Here is a 17,840-nt window from a genome sequence, read left to right as displayed (position 1 = left end):
CGCTGCGAACATTCGTGGCCATGTAAAGGCTCGGCCAGGCTAACTCCATCCGCACATACAAAAAATTTAAACACCTAAAACTATTGAAACAGACATCTGAAAAAATGACTTAAACGAAAACGCCTATTCCTACGCATTCGTCCTACCGACCACCAGGAACAGAACTACGTCAGCACCGGAAGTTACGCCCTATCCCGCCCATAAGCTTGCTGCTATTAATTAATCACTTGCGACAAAGTACGCAAGCTTGGTGATCGTTTCGCGACACCAATAAATCAACAGCAAAGGAGTTAATTGACATGGGTAAAAAACGCTCTGAAATAAACACTTTCGACGACCTGCCGCAGGTATTGGGCTTTTCCAAAGGACTGTTGGTATCTGAAGCTGACTTTTTCGCATCTCTGACCAACTGAAATCAGAGAACGATTAAGTTCTTGTGAAAAAATGCCGAAAGGCTCTCCCTTTCGGCATTCAAATAATCCGGAGGCCTCCTATGTCCGAGCGCGAACTAACATCTTCTGAAGCGCTGTTCAATATTATGTCCACTATCCACACACTCGGGTTCGAAGCAGTGGCACGTTATGCAGGACCGTCCAAGCTCGTGGCAACTGCCGAACTTTTTGACAAGGATAATAATTTAGTTGAATCCGGCGCGGGAAAGGGACCGGACTCATTGATAGGCGCGTTGGCCGAAAGCATTGAGCACTTTAGCATCTTCAACACCCATGCGAATAATGTATCAAAGCATCGATGTGACTCTATCGCTGCGCAGAAGGCTGCCGAGCGGGACGGAATTTTCACCAGTCTGCCAGGCGCTGGGGAATCGATAGAATGTTTCAAACTTACAACACTGTGCAAAAAGGAAAGTCTCCTGATTCCATGCGTACTCCTCTGCCCCATAACAGAAAAAAACAAGTACAGCGATCAAAGCCTTGCCATGCAATTTTTGGCTCGCTACTCCTCCAACTCAGGTACTGCCTTTGGGTGCACCGAGGCCGAAGCCCTATTGCACGGAACCCACGAAATCATTGAAAGGCACATCCTGTCTCTTTTTTTTATGTCGGTTTGCGGAATCGGACCAAAAATGAAGCTGTATGCACCCTCCAAAGCGCTACTGACCAAGGCTCTTCAAAACAATTCATATGCACTTGAAAACGCAGGCGAGCTGCAAATAGTCATCATAAAAGATGTGCTGTCTGTGTATTTCTCTGTCGCATTCCCGAAAAACGGACCGGGAGGTAATCATTTGTCGCCGATAGGTTCAGGTAGCTCACTGAATATCTGCACCGCTATTCAGCGCGCGGTGACCGAGCAGCTCCAGTCAAGTGAGTTATATGACGCCGCTGAAGAGTCAACGGACAGGAAAACACTCGAACTACTATCCCGCTCAAACAAACTTAAAAACCTCATTGACCTTAGCCCCATCAAAAAAACAACACTTCCCGTACTTGATGACCCTCTGCAAACTCTCACTGAAACCGTTTCAGCACAACTGGATACGCTTCAAAAAAACCTATCGCAATCCGGCTTGACATTATTCCGTCGAACCATACTGCACCATTCAAACAACAGTATTGTCACGCAAACTTATATTCCCGGACTTGAACGGTTTAACATCATCAGAAATGGACGTCTTGTCGCACCACAACATATCCTGCGCGCCAAACGATGAGCCCGCCGCAAAGCGCTCTGAAAAATCACGGACAGCCGACATGAACGCTATTCTGACGCTGATAAAAACCGCTCGTGAAAAACACGCAGCACTTCTACTATCGACCATCACAACTGTAATACTTCTTAAAGCACTATTACTCGCACCGCCTTTACTGCTGGGCAGGATAGTCGACTCCTTAAGCAGCGATACCGCTGTCGCGCCGGACACATTACTCACTTTAACTGCAGCACTGATACTCGCCGGTTGCATTCAGGCAGTTATCAGCCCGTTACAAACATTCTTCTTATCAAAGCTCGTACAACATATCGTAATGACTGCGTCTATCGACTGGCTTTCAACTTTGATGCGTAAAGAGTTTTCCCAATTCAGTTCGTGGCGTATCGGTCACTTCATAAAATCAGTTGAGCGTGGAATCACTGCTCACGAACAGCTACTGACGTTCTTTGTCACGGTTGGTTTTTCAATGGGTCTGGAGTTCCTGATCGTTGGCGGCGCCTTTCTGTATATGGGAGGGGGCGATGTGTTCCTCGGAATGACCGGACTTGCCATCGTCTACCTTAGTGTCACCCACAAAATAATCAGGTGGCGCAGGAAGCACATTGACGCAGTCAACGAGCAAGAAGATGAGTTAAGCGCCCTTCTGTTCAACACCCTCAATGCTGGCAAAGCCATAAAGCTGGAAAGTGCCACACCCACTGCAATGCAGCCATTAAATCGGGCGTTTAAACGCTATGCCAATGCCGCTGTGACCGCAACCAGCTCCGGCGGCCTCTTGAGCGGCGCTAAAATTCTGTTTATCAGCCTTTCCACAGGCGGATTACTGGGATGGGGAGTCGTTGATCAGCTTTCGAGTCAGCCCACTATCAGCGTCGGGCAATTGGTTGCCATTTTTTCCATTGCAGGAAGTTATTTACTCAACATCGCCGCATTGACCGAGGGCTATCGCGTTCTGGATCAGTTCCTTGCAGACCAGGATCGATTTCAGAGACTGCTGTCGCTTCCGAACTTCGATCATTGCGATCATTGCGATCATTGCGATCAGCAAGTGGAAGTCATATTTCGGGGTGCATCGACACTGGCACTTGCCCCTTGTGCACTGACAGCAAATGGAGACGTTCGGTTGTCGATCGAACAGGGCCTGGCATTTACTCAAGGTCAATCAGTGGCGATTATCGGTCCAAGTGGCGCAGGCAAATCCACCCTGCTGGAAGCTCTCGCAGGCCTCGATCAGTCGACACGAGATCATTTGAGCATCGACGAAACACCGGTTTCGCTACTAAATTCTCAAACCCACTTGAGCGCCTTGAGGTACTGCCCTCAGCAGCCCCGATTTCTGGAAGGGACATTTGAAAAGTCGGTTCTGTTTGGAAGCAAAGCGTCGCCGTTTTTGAATGAGGCAATACGGCGGCTGCAACTTGAGGAACTTGTCTCCCAGCGCAATATCAGCGAAAACGCGTCCAATATTTCCGGGGGCGAAGCCAAACGCCTGTCACTGCTGCGCCTGATCAACAGGCCGGGACAATTCAATTTGTTCGATGAACCAAGTGCGTCGATCGAGCCGAAACTGGCAGCCCCGGTATGGGACTTGCTGTTTGACACATTCGCTGATCGCGGGTTGATTTGTGTCACCCATGATGTCAGTCACCTTTACCGCTTTGATCGAGTCATTGTCATGCACGACGGCGTGATTATTGACGACGGTCCGTGGTGTGATTTGGTCAACAGAGCGGCAATCAAATTGCTCTTGAGCGACCTTCAACCGCATGCGTGATACCAAAATGGTTATGGACTTTTCCTCGCGTAGGCGCGAGACCGGGTTCAAATCTCTGCACTTTGCACAAAATGCCGTTAGTCGCCGCCCCCTGCGATGGATTAAAGTAACGCCCCCAGCCCTGGCGTTATTCGAACGTCTTCGGTCACCCTTTCCAGGAACAGTCATCGATGGAACATCGTGAAGCGCTGCTAGCGCTGCGAACCTTTCTTTCAACGCAGATTCTCGGCCAGGAAAAACTCATCGAGCGCTTGCTCATCGCCTTGCTTGCCGATGGCCACATGCTGGTCGAGGGCGCTCCGGGCCTGGCCAAGACCAAGGCCATCAAAGAACTCGCCGAAGGCATCGAAGCGCAGTTCCATCGCATCCAGTTCACCCCTGACCTGCTGCCGGCCGACATTACCGGTACGGAAATCTATCGCCCGGAAACCGGCAGTTTCGTGTTCCAGCAAGGCCCGATATTCCACAACCTGGTGCTGGCGGACGAAATCAACCGCGCCCCGGCCAAGGTTCAGTCCGCCCTGCTCGAAGCCATGGGCGAACGCCAGGTCAGCGTCGGGCGCAGCACGTACGAGCTGTCGCCGCTGTTCCTGGTGATGGCCACACAGAACCCGATCGAGCAGGAAGGCACCTATCCGCTGCCCGAAGCGCAGCTCGACCGCTTTCTGATGCACGTAAAAATTGGCTTCCCGGACGCCGCCGTCGAACGTCGGATCCTGCAACAGGCCCGGGGCGAAGCGTTGAACGGCGAAACCAAACCCGAGCGTCGGGTCAGTCAGCAGGCGATCTTTGCCGCGCGCAAGGAAATCCTCGGCTTGTATATGGCCGACGCTGTGGAGGAATACTTGGTGCAACTGGTCATGGCCACGCGCACCCCGGCCAAATTCGACCCGGAGATGGCCGAGTGGATCGCCTACGGCGCCAGCCCGCGCGGCTCGATTGCCCTCGACCGTTGCGCCCGGGCCCATGCCTGGCTGGCCGGTCGTGACTTCGTCAGCCCGGAAGACATTCAAGCGGTGCTGTTCGATGTGCTGCGCCACCGCATCATTCTTTCCTTTGAAGCCGAAGCCGCGGGCATCGACCAGGACCGGGTGGTCCAGCGGATTCTCGACGTCGTAGCCGTCGCTTGACCCCGATGAACGCCATCCTGCCGCCCGAGCCGGGCATCCGTGTCAGCCTCGCCGAGCTGATAGAGATGCGCCATCGCGTGCGTGAAGTGCAATTGTTTTCCACGCCGAGCCAGCGCAGCCCGCTGATCGGCCTGCACCACTCCAAACTGCGCGGGCGCGGGGTGGATTTCGATCAGGTGCGGGTCTATCAGGCCGGCGACGACGTGCGAAGCATCGACTGGCGCGTCACCGCCCGCACCCAGGAACCCCACACCAAGCTGTTCCATGAAGAGCGCGAGCGGCCGATTTTTATCATGGTCGAGCAAAGTCGCCGGCTGTTTTTCGGCTCGGGGCTGATGTTCAAATCAGTGCTCGCCGCCCAAGCCGCAAGCCTGATCGGCTGGGCTGCACTGGATCATAACGACCGGGTCGGCGGACTGGTGTTCGGCAACAATGAGCACTATGAAATCAAGCCACGACGCAGCAAACAGAGCCTGCTGCAGCTTCTCAACCGTCTGGTGCGGGTCAATCAGTCGCTGCACACGGAAAGCGAGCCGGACCGGGACGCCTTCAACATTGCCCTGCGCCGAGCCCGGGAAGTACTGCGCCCCGGCAGTCTGGTGATCGTGATCTGCGACGAACGCACCCTGACTGAGGGCGCCGAACAACAGCTGAGCCTGTTGTCGCGGCATTGCGATCTGCTGCTGCTGCCGGTGTCCGACCCACTGGATCACGCCCTGCCCGCCGCAGGGCTTTTACGCTTCGCCGAACGCGGTGCGCAACTGGAACTCGATACCTTGAATTTCGAGCTGCGCCAGACCTATCGCGCCCAGGCCGATGCGCGCATCGCTCGCTGGGAACTGCTGGCGCAGAAGCTACGGGTTTTGCTCATGCCCTTGAGTACTCAGAGCGAGATGGTCGAGCAACTGCGCGAGTATCTGAACCCACAGAAACCGGGGAAAGCTCGATGAGCAACCTCGATCAACTGCAACCACTGATCTCCCCGCCACCGATCGACTTCTGGCCACCGGCACCGGGCTGGTGGCTATTGCTGTTGTTACTGCCGCTGATCGGTTTCGGTCTGTGGAAGGCAAGGCGCTACTTTGCAAACAAACGCCCTATCGTGCGCGCCGAACAACCGCTGGACCCGGTGCGCCTCGCCGCGCTGGCCGAACTGGCGCGGATGCCCAAACCCTACGACGGCGCTCCGGCCGGTGCCTGGTTGCAGCAACTCAACGGTTTGCTCAAACGCCTGTGCCGTAACCACTATCCCTACAGCCAGAGCCATACCCTCAATGGGCGCAAATGGCTGGCATTCCTCGACAATCGTTGTCCGGCCGCGGGCCTGACCCGCTGGATGGTGCTGGTCGAAGGCGCCTACAAACCCGAATGCAAACTCGACGACAAGGCCATCGCCGGCCTGACCCAAGCCGTCGACACCTGGATTCGTAAACATGTTTGAGTTCGCCTGGCCGTGGATCTTTGCCCTCCTGCCGCTGCCCTGGCTGATGCGCGTCGTGCTGCCGGTCGCCGACAGTGGCGAGCCGGCGCTCAACGTCAGCTTCCTCAGTGACCTCGAAGGCCTCGCACGCCGCCGCGCCCGGGCCAACCTGCCGGCCTGGCGTCAACAAGCGCCGTTCATTCTGCTGTGGCTGTTGTTACTGATCGCCGCGGCCCGCGCGCAATGGCTCGGCGAACCGCTGCCGATTGCCGCCAGCGGTCGCGATCTGCTGGTGGCGGTCGACGTGTCCGGCTCCATGGATTTTCCCGACATGCGATGGCAGGGCGAAGACGTCAGTCGACTCACACTGGTTCAGCACTTGCTCGGTGACTTCCTCGAAAGTCGTGAGGGCGATCGGGTCGGGCTGATCCTGTTCGGCAGCCGGGCGTATCTGCAAGCACCGCTGACGTTCGATCGGCACACGGTGCGCGTGTGGCTCGACGAAGCGCGGATCGGCATCGCTGGCAAGAACACCGCCATCGGCGATGCTATCGGCCTGGCCCTCAAACGCCTGCGCCAACGCCCGGCACAAAGCCGCGTACTGATTCTGGTCACTGACGGCGCCAACAACGGTGGTGAAATCGACCCGCTCACGGCGGCTCGGCTGGCGGCTAATGAAGGCGTGAAAATCTACCCGATCGGTATCGGCGCCGATCCGGAACAAAGCGGCACGCTGGGTTTCCTGGGGGTCAACCCGAGCCTCGACCTCGATGAAGCCTCCTTGAAGGCGATCGCGCAAGCCACGGGCGGCCAGTATTTTCGCGCCCACGATGACAAGGAACTGCAAGCGATCAAAGGCACCCTCGACAAACTGGAACCCGTGACCCAGCAACCGACTCAGGCTCGCCCGGCACAAGCGTTGTACCACTGGCCTTTGGCGATGGCGTTGCTGTTGAGCATGCTGCTGGTGGTTCGCGAGCGCTGGCCGGACAACCCGTTGCGGCGACTGTTCACCAAGAATCTTCTGCAAACGCAATTGCCCGACTGGCGCCAGCGGCTTAAACGCCTGCGTCTGCGGAGGCGTCGATGAGTGCGCTCTGGCCATACTGGTTCCGCCCCTGGTGGTTGCTGTTGTTGCCATTGCTCGGCTGGTTACTCTGGCAACTCTGGCATCGGCAGAAACGCGCTGGGCGCTGGCAGATGATTCTGCCACCGGCCTTCCATGCGGCGTTGCTCAGTGGAGGCAGTGGTCGCGACAGCAAATTGCCGTGGGTCATCCTTGGATGTGCCTGGGTGCTGACCGTTCTGGCGCTGCTCGGACCGGGCTGGGAACGTGTCGAGCAAACCAGTCAGAAACCCGCCGACCCGCTGGTCGTGGTACTTGAGCTGACCCCGGAAATGCTCGCCACTGACGTGCCACCCAATCGGCTTGAACAGGCCCGGCGCAAGCTGTTCGACCTGCTGCAGAACCGCAGCGACGCCCAGACCGCGATCGTCGTCTACGCCGGCAGCGCTCACACGTTGGTGCCGCTGTCGGATGACCTGTCGACCAGCCGCAATTTATTGGATGCCCTCAAGCCTTCGCTGATGCCCGAAGCGGGTCATCGCGCCGATCTGGCGGTGGCCAAGGCCCTTGCGCTGCTGGATCAGGGCGCCCTCGGCGACGGCCGAATCCTGCTGATCGGTTCAACCTTGACCGAACAGGAACGCCAAGGGATTCGGCAGGTGCTGGACGGTAAATCGACACAATTTTTGATGCTCGGTGTTGGCACGGCCGAAGGGGCGCCGATCACCCAGGAGGACGGCAGCTTTCTCAAGGACGACCAAGGCGCGATTCTGGTGCCTCATCTGGACGAACCCAGCCTGAAAGCCTTTGCCAACGACCTGGACGGACGCTATCGCCACGCACGCCTGGACGATGCCGACCTGCGCGCCCTCGGTTTGTTCGAGGGTCCACGCACGCTGCGCAACGACGGCCATGCCCTGCGTCTCGACACGTGGGCCGATCAGGGTTACTGGCTGTTGCTGCCGCTGTTGTTTCTGGCCGCCTGCGCCGGCCGTCGCGGCTGGTTGTTCTGCCTGCCACTGCTATTGCTGCTGCCACAACCGAGTTATGCCTTCGACTTCGAAGATTTGTGGCTGCGACCCGACCAACAGGGTTTGCTATTGCTCAAGCAGAAACGCCCGGCCGAGGCTGCGCCGCATTTCGACGATCGACAATGGCAAGGTGTGGCGCTCTACGAAGCCGGCGACTACAGCGGCGCCGCCCAGCGGTTCGCCGAAGGCAACGACGCCCACGCCCACTACAATCGTGGCAACGCCCTGGCCAAAAGCGGTGAGCTGGAAGCAGCGCTGGACGCCTACGAACAGGCGCTGGAGCGTCAACCGGATTTGCGTCCGGCGCAGACCAACAAGGCGCTGGTGGAAAAACTGCTCAAGCAGAAAAACACACCACGGCCGGTTGATCCGGACAAAAACGCCGGCAACGAGACAGAGCCCCCCACCCAAGAAACGCGGCCGGGCGCGACCACGCAACCGTCGGATAATGGCGAACCGAAAACCGACGACCAACAAGCCACGAAGGACTCCGAGCAACCGCGCAAAACGCCGCCGAAACCCGGCACCAATGAAGTCCCGGGCAGTGAGTTGGGGGACGAACAAAGCACACGACCACCGATGCGTCCGGCCAGCGACAGTATCGATGGCGAACAGCGCCAGGCGCTGGAGCAATGGCTGCGCAAGATCCCGGATGACCCGGGTGAATTGCTCAGACGCAAATTCTGGTACGAACAGCAACAACATCAGGATCAGGGAAAAACTCGATGAGCCGCTACACCGCCTTCTTGCTCGCACTGTTGTCCGCCCTGTTGCTCTGCACCGTTCAGGCACAGGCAGCCGGGCTGGTCGCCAGTGTGGATCGCAGTCGCCTGAACACCGGCGAGACGATTGAACTGACGCTGGAATCCACCGACGTGACGCAGTTCGGCAAACCTGATCTGACACCGCTGGAGCCGCTGTTCGAAGTGCGCGGCACCCGCCAGGTCAACCAGCTGACCACCCTGAACGGCGACAACCGGGCGACCACCCGCTGGATCGTCACCCTGCTGCCTCGGCAGAACGGCAGCGTGGTGATTCCGACACTGCAGTTGGGTGACGTACAGAGCCAGCCAATCACCGTGCAAGTGGTCGAGACCGAAACCCAGGACAGCACGAACAAACGGGCCCCGGTGTTCATCGACGCCAGCCTCGACCAAAGCAGCGTGTACGTGCAAGCCCAGGCGATCCTGACCTTGCGCATCTACCATTCGGTGTCGCTGTACGACGACAGCAGCCTGCCCCCACTGCAAATCCCGGATGTGCGCATCGAACAACTGGGCGAGGCGCGTACCTACGAGAAAGACATCAATGGCCTGCGCCACGGCGTGATCGAAATGCGCTACGCGATCTACCCGCAACACAGCGGTGAGCTGAACATTCCAGCGCAGATATTCAATGCCGCACTTGTGGACGCGCAGCCCGCCCAGGACGCCGCTACCCAGGCACCGAAATCCGGCAAACTGATGCGGGTCAGCTCCTCAGAGCTTCTGCTGACGGTCAAGGCCAAACCCATCACGTACCCGGCCGACACGCCATGGCTGCCGGCCCGTAGCCTCAGCCTGAGCGAAAGCTGGAACCCGGAACCGGATCATGCACAGGTGGGTGATTCTTTGACCCGCAGCCTGACAGTGAAGGCTGAAGGCCTGGCCAGTTCGCAATTGCCACCGCTGCCCGCCACCGACGTGAACGGATTGCGGCGTTACCCGGATCAACCGGTGTTGGGCAACCAGAACAGCGAGCGAGGCCTGGTCGGCAGTCGTGAAGACCGTGAAGCCCTTGTGCCGACGCGTAGCGGCGCAATCGAGTTGCCAGCGGTTGAAGTGGTCTGGTGGAACACCTTCGAGGACCACCTGGAACACAGCAGCCTGCCGGCCCGAACCCTGCCAGTGGCGAACAATCCGAGCCTGATGGTCGACACCCCGACCGGCACGTCTCAAGTCCTTTCCGCTGCCGACAACGAAGCCCTCTGGTGGTGGAAACTCAGCACGCTGATCCTGGCCTGCACCAGCCTGCTGGGCTTCGGTCTCTGGTGGCGCGCCCGCTGGCAACCGGCGATCCTGCGCGCGGCGCAGACCGGCCCGAGCCCGCGCACCGTGCTCGACGACCTCAAGCGTGCCTGTCAGGCCAACGATTCCCACGCCACCCGCCAGGCCCTCGACGCCTGGGCCCGGCAACAACCGGAAACCCTGGCCGATATGGCCGCGCGTTTTGTACCGCTGTCCGACGCCCTCGACGGCTTGAACGGCGCGCTCTACAGCGAAACCGGCCAGCATTGGCAAGGTGAAGATCTGTGGCGGGCGATTCGTACGATCCCGATTGCCGAGCGGGTTCAGGACCCGGTGGGTGACAGTGGATTGCCGCCGCTGTACCCGAAGTGACGGTCTCTAGCTGTTGAGATGGAACTCGGCGTCCAGATGAATGACCTGTAAAAAAGCGCTGTCGTGAGAGACGACGATCAATGCCCCTTGGTATTGATTGAGCATCTGCTCCAGCGCAATTTTACTGGGCAAGTCCAAATGGTTGTCCGGTTCGTCCAGCAATAGCAACTGCGGTGGTCGCTGGGCATACAACTGCGCAGCCAGTGCTATTTTCAGGCGTTCGCCGCCACTCAACTGACAGGTCTTGAGCGTTGCACGATCCGCATCAATGCCCATCTGCGCCAACCGGGTTCGCGCTTCGGCTTCGGGCAACTCCGGATTACTCTCGTAGAGCCATTGCACCGCCGTGCGTTCGGGGTGCTGTAATCCGGCGTGTTGATCCAGCCAGCCGACATGACAACTGCGTATAAGTTCGCCTTCGTGCACCGGCAGTTGGCCGGCGATCACTCGCAACAGGGTCGACTTGCCGCTGCCGTTGGCGCCCAGGATTGCCATGCGCATAGGCCCCGTCAGCATCAGATTGACCGGCGCCGCGTAACCGAACGGGAGAATGACGTCGTTGAGCTGCACAATCATCTTGCCATTGGGCACTACGCTTTCCGGAGACAGCATCATGCGTTGAATGTCCGGCGCACACCGCGCACGGGCCTCGGCGATCCGTTGTTGCTGCTGCTCCCGGGCCACATGTTGATTGAGGCGCAATTTTCCCTGACTGGTTTCACTGCGCTCTTTCTGGGCGTTGGTGATCAGCTTGGTCTGATTGCCGTCACGGGCCTGGCGGTCGCCGCGGGCATTACGCCGTTGCTGACGCTCCATCTGCACGGCCATCTCACGTTGCTCACGTTTGGCCTGCGCCCGCTCGCCATGCAATGCCGACTGGAATGACTGCTGTTCCTGCTCGCGTGCCGCCGCATACTGACTGTAGCTGCCGCCATAAGCCGCCAGCCCCAAGGGTGAAAGCTCGACAATTTCGTTCATGTGTTCCAGAAGTCCGCGGTCGTGGCTGATCAACACCAGGCCGTTGGGCCAGCGATCGATCTGCTGCGCAAGTGTGTGTTGCTGTTCAATATCCAAGTGGTTGCTGGGCTCATCCAGAATGAGCCAGTCAGCCCTGGATAACCACGCCCCCAGCAGCGCCACCCGTTGCCGTTCGCCACCACTGAGTGCGTCAGTGCGCGCGTCGGCATTCAAATGACCCAGGCCGATCTGCTGCAGTTGCGCCTCAAGGCGTGTGGCGCAATCCCATTGGTCGACCGCCAGCGAATGGTCGTCATCGTCGACGCTGCCTTGGGCAATGCGATCCAGCGCCGCCAGAATAGGGGCGACCCCGGCCAGCGCGGCAACGCTGGGATAGCGCTCGGGTTCCAGTAACTGCGCCACGGCGTAAACCCGCCCTTCGCGACGGACGATGCCGCTGGTGGGCAGTTGCTCCCCCGTCAGGAGCCGGCCAAGCAAGGACTTGCCACAGCCATTGGCACCCACGATGCCGGTGGCCCTGGCACTGAAGGTGTGGTTCAAGTGATCGAACAGAACGCGCCCATCGGGCAGGTTGAACGACACTTGATCAAGTTGAAGTAACCGTTGAGTCATGACGTTTCCTTAACTATTCAAAACTCCCTGGTGTTACGCAACAGCGTCCGCCTCGTCACCTCGGCCACGGTCTACCATACTGAGGCCCCGTCCAATTGATAAGCAATCTTTCAAGGCTTTCAGCATCCCCGGTCTTTTGCCAGTAAACTCTCCCCCCTTTCGCCGCTGTCATTTTCCTCGCGGCCATCACCTTAATTCCTACGGAGTTCGCCTTGCGTCTGTTTCACACCTCCGACTGGCACCTCGGGCAGAATCTGCACGGCCAGGAACGCGATTTCGAACACGGCTGTTTCCTCGAATGGCTGCTATGTCAGCTGAAGCTGGACCAGCCTGATGTGTTGCTGATCGCCGGCGATATCTTCGACACGGTCAACCCGCCCGTCAAAGCCCAGGAACGTCTCTACGATTTCATCGTCAGTGCCCACGAACAACAGCCTTCACTGACCGTCGTGATGATCGCCGGCAACCATGACTCCGGTTCGCGCATCGAACTGCCGGCGCCATTGATGCGACGCTTGCGCACCCACGCTTTGGGCCGTGTGCTGTGGCTTGATGATGGTCAACTGGATGCCGAACGCCTATTGCTGCCTCTGCCCGATGCCACCGGGGACATTACTGGCTGGTGCCTGGCGCTGCCATTCCTGCGACCGGCCGAAGTGACCGGCGCGCATCTGGGCGACAACTACCTGCGCGGTATCGGTCAGGTTCACGAGTGGCTGATCGAAGCGGCCAATGCCAAACGCCAGCCGGGCCAGGCGCTGATTGCCATCAGCCATGCGCACATGGCCGGCGGTTCGGTGTCGGAAGACTCCGAGCGCAGCCTGATCATCGGCAACGCCGAAGCCCTGCCCGCCAGCCTGTTCGGGCCGAGCATCAGTTACGTCGCCCTCGGTCATTTACACAAGCCGCAGAAGGTCAATGGTGAAGAGCGCATTCGCTACAGCGGCTCGCCGATCCCGTTATCGTTCTCTGAGATCGGCTATCAGCACCAGATTCTCGACATCAAACTCGAGGGCGAAACCCTCGTCAGCGTCGAACCCAAACTGATCCCCCGGGCAGTGAATCTGCAACGCATCGGTCCCGCGCCGTTGGCGGAAATCCTGCTGCAACTGGTCGACCTGCCAAACATCGATTTGCTGGCCGATATCCAGCGCCAGCCTTGGCTTGAGGTTCGCGTGCGGCTCGACGAACCGCAGCCAGACTTGCGCCGCCAAGTGGAAACCGCCCTGCAAGGCAAAGCCGTGCGCCTGGTGCGCATCGCTGCCGAATATGCCGGCAACGGCAGTCGCGCGGGCGTCGATGACGGCACCACCTTGATCGAACTCGACCAGCTCACGCCTCAGGAATTGTTCAGTCGCGCCTGGCTTGACAACTACGGCAGCGAGGTCGATGAGCAAACGCTGAAGGACTTTTCCGAGCTGTTGCAGGATGTGCAGATGGAGAGCGAACAACCATGAAGATCCTCGCGATCCGCCTGAAAAACCTCGCCTCACTGGCCGGGCCTTTTGAAATCGACTTCACCGCTGAACCGCTGGCCAGCGCCGGGCTGTTCGCGATCACCGGGCCGACCGGCGCCGGCAAAAGTACCTTGCTCGACGCCTTGTGCCTGGCGCTGTTCGGGGCTGTGCCGCGGCTGAGCACTGCTCAGGTGTCTGCTAAAGCGCCGGATGCCGATGGTGAAATCGGCACGGGCGATCCCCGTACGCTGCTGCGTCGCGGCACGGGCGAAGGCTATGCCGAAGTCGATTTCGTTGGCATCGATGGCCGGCGCTACCGCGCGCGCTGGGAAGCTAATCGCGCTCGCGAAAAGGCCGGCGGAAAGCTGCAAGCCAGCCGTCAGAGTTTGCGCGACATCGATCAGGATCAGCTGCTGGCCAGTCAGAAAGTCGAATTCAAAACCCAGCTCGAAGCCGTACTGGGCCTGAACTTCGAACAGTTCACCCGCGCGGTGCTGCTGGCCCAAAGCGAGTTCAGTGCGTTCCTCAAGGCTAACGATAACGAGCGCAGCGAACTGCTGGAAAAACTCACCGACACTGCGCTCTATACGCGCCTCGGTCGCCGGGCTTTCGACAAAACCAAAGAGGCTCGCGAAGCGCACAAGCTGTTGCAGGACCAGGCCACCGGCGTGACGCCGTTGTCGCCAGAAGCCCGGGCGGAACTCGATGAGCGCTTCAACGAAGCGCAACAGCAACTCAAGACTCAGCAAGCGCAGCTCAAGCAATTAGAACTGCAACACACCTGGCTCAAGGACCTGCGTCAGTTGCAGGACGAACAACAGAGCGCCACCGAGCAACTGCAATCGGCCCAGCAACACTGGGAAGGTCTGGCCGGCGAGCGCTTGAAGCTGACTCGGCTGGAGCAACTGGCCCCGCAACGGCACCAGTTCGCCCGCAAGACCGAACTCACCGCCCAGCTCAAACCACTGACCGCACAGATTTCGCAACACACCCAACAGCACACCGAACTGAGCCAGCGCCAGGCTCAGCTCGAACTAAGTCTGGGCGCTGCGCAGACCGCGCTGGTCGAGACCCAAAGCCAACACACCTCAAGCGCACCGCTGCTTCGTCAGGCCTTCGAAGAGCAAAGCACCGTCGCCCGTTTGGTCAAAGACGTCGGCCTCAGTGCCGACCTCAAGCAGCAGGCGGAACTCGCCTGCACTCAGGGCCAAAGCACGATTCAAGGCGTGCTCGACCAGCAAAAGCAGGTCGCGTCACGCCTGGAACACATCGCCACGGCGCTTGAGCAAAGCACCCCTCTGGCGCCGTTGAGCAATGCCTGGAACGCCTACCGCGATCGTCTGCAACAGCTGATGCTGGTGGGTAATCGTCTGAACAAGGGTCAGGCCGAACTGGCCGCCCTGGAACACAGCGCCGCTCGCGCTGCCGAGGATCTGTCCACCCAGCGCCAAAGCCTTGAAGTGCTGTACAAAGAGGCCGGCGCAGAACCGGAAGCGGTGGCCGAGCAGATTCAGATTCTCGGTAGCCTGTTGCAAGACAACCGCAAGCAGCAGCGGGCCTTTGAAGAGCTGACACGACTGTGGGCCAGTCAGCAGGAACTGGACAAACGCGCGTCCGAACTCCAGCAGCGCCAGCTGACCGCTCAGCAAGAACGTGAGCGTTTGACCCAGGACGGTGTGAAAGCCAAGAACGAATGGGTGGTGGCCGAACAGACCCTGACCGTCACCCGCGAACTGCTGGAACGCCAGCGTCTGGCCCGAAGCGCCAGCGTCGAAGAACTGCGCGAGCAGTTACAGGACGATCAGCCGTGCCCGGTCTGTGGCAGTCCCGACCATCCCTATCATCAGCCCGAAGCCCTGCTGCAAAGCCTTGGTCGACATGATGAAAGCGAACAGGCCAACGCCCAGAAAGCCGTCGACCTGCTGAAAGAAAAACTCACTGATCTGCGCACTGAAGTGGGCGGCGTGATTGCTCAGCAAAAGGAGTTGCTGCAACAGCAAGAACAACTCGCGACCCAGCAACAGAGCTTGGCACCGAGCCTTGAAGCACATCCGTTATCTGCGCAGCTGCTAACGCAGGATGTGGTCAAACGCGATGCCTGGCTGGCGCAGCAAAGCAGCCAGTTGAACCAAAGCATCACTCAGGACGAACAACGGCAAACTGCCCTGCTCACCCTGCAACAGGACGCCGCGCGACTTCAACAGCAACTGCGTAGCGCTGAAGCGGCGAGCCAGCAAGCGTCCCAGCACCTGGCCAACCAGCAACGTGAGTTGAGCAGTGATCGCCTGCGCCTGGACGAGGAGCTGACCGCGTTCAGCACCCTGCTCCCGGCCGATACGCTGCAAGCCTTGCGCAACGAACCGGCCGCGACCTTCATGCAACTGGATCGGCAGATCGCCCAGCGTCTGGAGCAGCTCGACCAGCAGCGCGATGAGCTCGGCGAACAGCAACAACGCCAGCAGACACTGGAGAAAGAACAGGACCGCCAACTCACGCGTGTCCAGCAGTTGGAAACGGCCCGGCTGCAGTTCACAGCCCTCGCCGACCAGCAACAGGCCTGCCAGCAAAAACTGACGCAATTGCTCGGCGAACACACCAGCGCCGAGCAGTGGCAGCAACAACTGGATCAAGCCGTCGAACAGGCGCGCAATGCCGAAGCGACTGCCAATCAGGAACTGCAAACCGTGCGTACGCGGCTAGTGCAACTGGGCGCCGAGCTCAAGGCTCAGCAAGAACGCTCGCAGGCACTGCAAACCGAAGATCGCGAGCTGAGCGGCAAGATTGGTGACTGGCGCGCATTGCATCCGGAACTGGATGACGGTGGCCTGGAAGATCTGCTGAGCGTCGATGATCAACAGGTCAGCGAGTTGCGCCAGCAGTTGCAGCACAGCGAAAAAGCCATTGAACAATTCAAGGTGCTATTGCAGGAGCGGGATCAACGCTTGCTCAGCCATCAGGCACAGCACAACGGCAATCTCGACGCCGAACAACTGGCGACAGCGCTTGCCGAATTGCAAAACCTGTCCGCCGCCAGTGAACACCGTTGCGCCGAACTGCGCGCCGAACAGGCCGAGGATCAGCGCCGGCAAAACGCCAATCAGGCCCTCGCGCAGCAGATCGCCGACGCCTACACCGAGTACCAGCGCTGGGCACGTTTGAATGCACTGATTGGTTCGGCCACGGGCGACACTTTCCGCAAGATCGCTCAAGCCTACAACCTCGACTTGCTGGTGCATCACGCCAACGTGCAGTTGCGGCAACTGGTGCGACGCTATCGCCTGAAACGTGGGGGCAGCATGCTCGGCTTGTTGGTGATGGACACCGAGATGGGTGATGAACTGCGTTCGGTGCATTCGCTGTCCGGCGGTGAGACCTTCCTGGTGTCGCTGGCCCTGGCATTGGGCCTGGCATCGATGGCGTCGAGCACGCTGAAAATTGAATCGCTGTTCATCGACGAAGGCTTTGGCAGCCTTGATCCGGAATCCCTGCAACTGGCCATGGACGCCCTCGATGGCTTGCAGGCCCAGGGCCGCAAGGTTGCGGTGATTTCCCATGTCCAGGAAATGCATGAACGGATTCCGGTGCAGATTCAGGTCCGCCGTCAGGGCAACGGCCTGAGTACCCTGGAGGTGAAATGAATACGCTGTATTCCTTCCGCCGCTGTCCCTACGCGATGCGAGCACGCATGGCCCTGCGCTATTCAGGGGTTGCGGTGAACATTGTCGAGGTCAGCCTGAAGGCCAAGCCTGCCGAAATGCTCACGCTGTCAAGCAAAGGCACGGTGCCGGTGCTGAGCGTCGACGGTCAGGTGATCGATGAAAGCCTGGCGATCATGCACTGGGCTTTGGCGCAGAAAGATCCGCAGGATTGGTTACTCAAGGATGACCCTGTCGGGCAGCAACACATCGCCGGGCTGATCGAAGAAAACGATCAGGTGTTCAAGGTGCACCTGAATCGCTACAAGTACGCCGAACGGTATCCCGAGCAGCCGATGACGTTTTATCGCGCCGAGGGCGAGGTGTTTTTGCGCAAGCTCGATGAGTTGCTGGAGGGACGCGACTACTTACTGACCGAGCATCCGAGTCTGGCGGATGTCGCACTGATGCCGTTCGTGCGGCAGTTCGCCCATGTGGATCGCGAGTGGTTCGGGCAGACGCCCTATCGGCGTTTGCAGGCCTGGTTGCAGCGGTTTCTGGCGTCGGAGTTATTTGTTGGCGTAATGCAAAAGTAGCCACACCTGATCCCTGTAGCAGCTGGCGAACACTTCACACATCTCCAACGCCGAGCGAACAGGCAACGCGTTATGCAGGAGCGACATCACT

12 protein-coding genes are annotated in these 17,840 nt (G+C 59.1%); 11 read left to right on the top strand and 1 reads right to left on the bottom strand.

Annotated elements, in window-relative coordinates; translation table 11 throughout:
• Positions 1-493 precede the first annotated feature (493 nt).
• The 8 genes from ACYZTR_RS12980 (at position 494) to ACYZTR_RS12945 (ending at position 10,471) form a co-directional block, all read left to right on the top strand.
• Positions 494-1,672, top strand: coding sequence for a YcaO-like family protein (locus ACYZTR_RS12980; RefSeq protein ID WP_461979342.1), 1,179 nt, complete (start codon positions 494-496; stop codon positions 1,670-1,672).
• A 40-nt stretch (positions 1,673-1,712) separates the two neighbouring features.
• Entirely contained in the window at positions 1,713-3,446 is a 1,734-nt protein-coding gene (locus ACYZTR_RS12975) for an ATP-binding cassette domain-containing protein (RefSeq protein WP_461979340.1), read from the top strand.
• A 170-nt stretch (positions 3,447-3,616) separates the two neighbouring features.
• On the top strand, positions 3,617-4,576 hold the full coding sequence (locus ACYZTR_RS12970) for an AAA family ATPase (protein ID WP_008150800.1): 960 nt from the start codon (positions 3,617-3,619) through the stop codon (positions 4,574-4,576).
• Between the two features lie 5 nt (positions 4,577-4,581).
• A complete protein-coding gene (locus tag ACYZTR_RS12965; RefSeq protein ID WP_461979338.1) occupies positions 4,582-5,526 on the top strand; it encodes a DUF58 domain-containing protein in 945 nt (314 codons plus the stop codon).
• Positions 5,523-6,017 (top strand): DUF4381 domain-containing protein, encoded by a 495-nt coding sequence (locus ACYZTR_RS12960; protein ID WP_461979336.1) that lies wholly within the window; start codon positions 5,523-5,525, stop codon positions 6,015-6,017. The genes ACYZTR_RS12965 and ACYZTR_RS12960 overlap by 4 nt, the downstream gene beginning before the upstream one ends.
• The gene (locus ACYZTR_RS12955) at positions 6,010-7,086 is read left to right on the top strand and encodes a vWA domain-containing protein (protein ID WP_461979334.1); all 1,077 of its coding nucleotides are present in this window, start codon (positions 6,010-6,012) and stop codon (positions 7,084-7,086) included. Before ACYZTR_RS12960 ends, ACYZTR_RS12955 begins: the two co-directional genes overlap by 8 nt.
• Positions 7,083-8,822, top strand: a complete 1,740-nt coding sequence (locus ACYZTR_RS12950; protein WP_461979332.1) for a tetratricopeptide repeat protein — start codon at positions 7,083-7,085, stop codon at positions 8,820-8,822. Before ACYZTR_RS12955 ends, ACYZTR_RS12950 begins: the two co-directional genes overlap by 4 nt.
• Positions 8,819-10,471 (top strand): BatD family protein, encoded by a 1,653-nt coding sequence (locus ACYZTR_RS12945; protein ID WP_461979330.1) that lies wholly within the window; start codon positions 8,819-8,821, stop codon positions 10,469-10,471. Before ACYZTR_RS12950 ends, ACYZTR_RS12945 begins: the two co-directional genes overlap by 4 nt.
• Positions 10,472-10,477: 6 nt before the next feature.
• On the opposite strand, the gene ACYZTR_RS12940 is transcribed toward ACYZTR_RS12945, so the two are convergent.
• Entirely contained in the window at positions 10,478-12,061 is a 1,584-nt protein-coding gene (locus ACYZTR_RS12940; protein ID WP_461979328.1) for an ABC-F family ATP-binding cassette domain-containing protein, read from the bottom strand.
• A 212-nt stretch (positions 12,062-12,273) separates the two neighbouring features.
• Between ACYZTR_RS12940 and ACYZTR_RS12935 the strand changes: the two genes are divergently transcribed.
• The 3 genes from ACYZTR_RS12935 to ACYZTR_RS12925 are packed head-to-tail and all read left to right on the top strand — an operon-like array spanning position 12,274 to position 17,749.
• On the top strand, positions 12,274-13,518 hold the full coding sequence (locus tag ACYZTR_RS12935) for an exonuclease SbcCD subunit D C-terminal domain-containing protein (protein ID WP_461979326.1): 1,245 nt from the start codon (positions 12,274-12,276) through the stop codon (positions 13,516-13,518).
• The gene (locus ACYZTR_RS12930) at positions 13,515-17,156 is read left to right on the top strand and encodes an AAA family ATPase (protein WP_461979324.1); all 3,642 of its coding nucleotides are present in this window, start codon (positions 13,515-13,517) and stop codon (positions 17,154-17,156) included. Before ACYZTR_RS12935 ends, ACYZTR_RS12930 begins: the two co-directional genes overlap by 4 nt.
• Positions 17,153-17,749 (top strand): glutathione S-transferase, encoded by a 597-nt coding sequence (locus tag ACYZTR_RS12925; protein WP_461979322.1) that lies wholly within the window; start codon positions 17,153-17,155, stop codon positions 17,747-17,749. The genes ACYZTR_RS12930 and ACYZTR_RS12925 overlap by 4 nt, the downstream gene beginning before the upstream one ends.
• Positions 17,750-17,840 lie beyond the last annotated feature (91 nt).

Source organism: Pseudomonas sp. Hz4 (assembly GCF_054898165.1).
The sequence above is the reverse complement of the archived record's forward strand: the minus strand, read 5'-3'. Positions and strand labels throughout refer to the sequence as shown.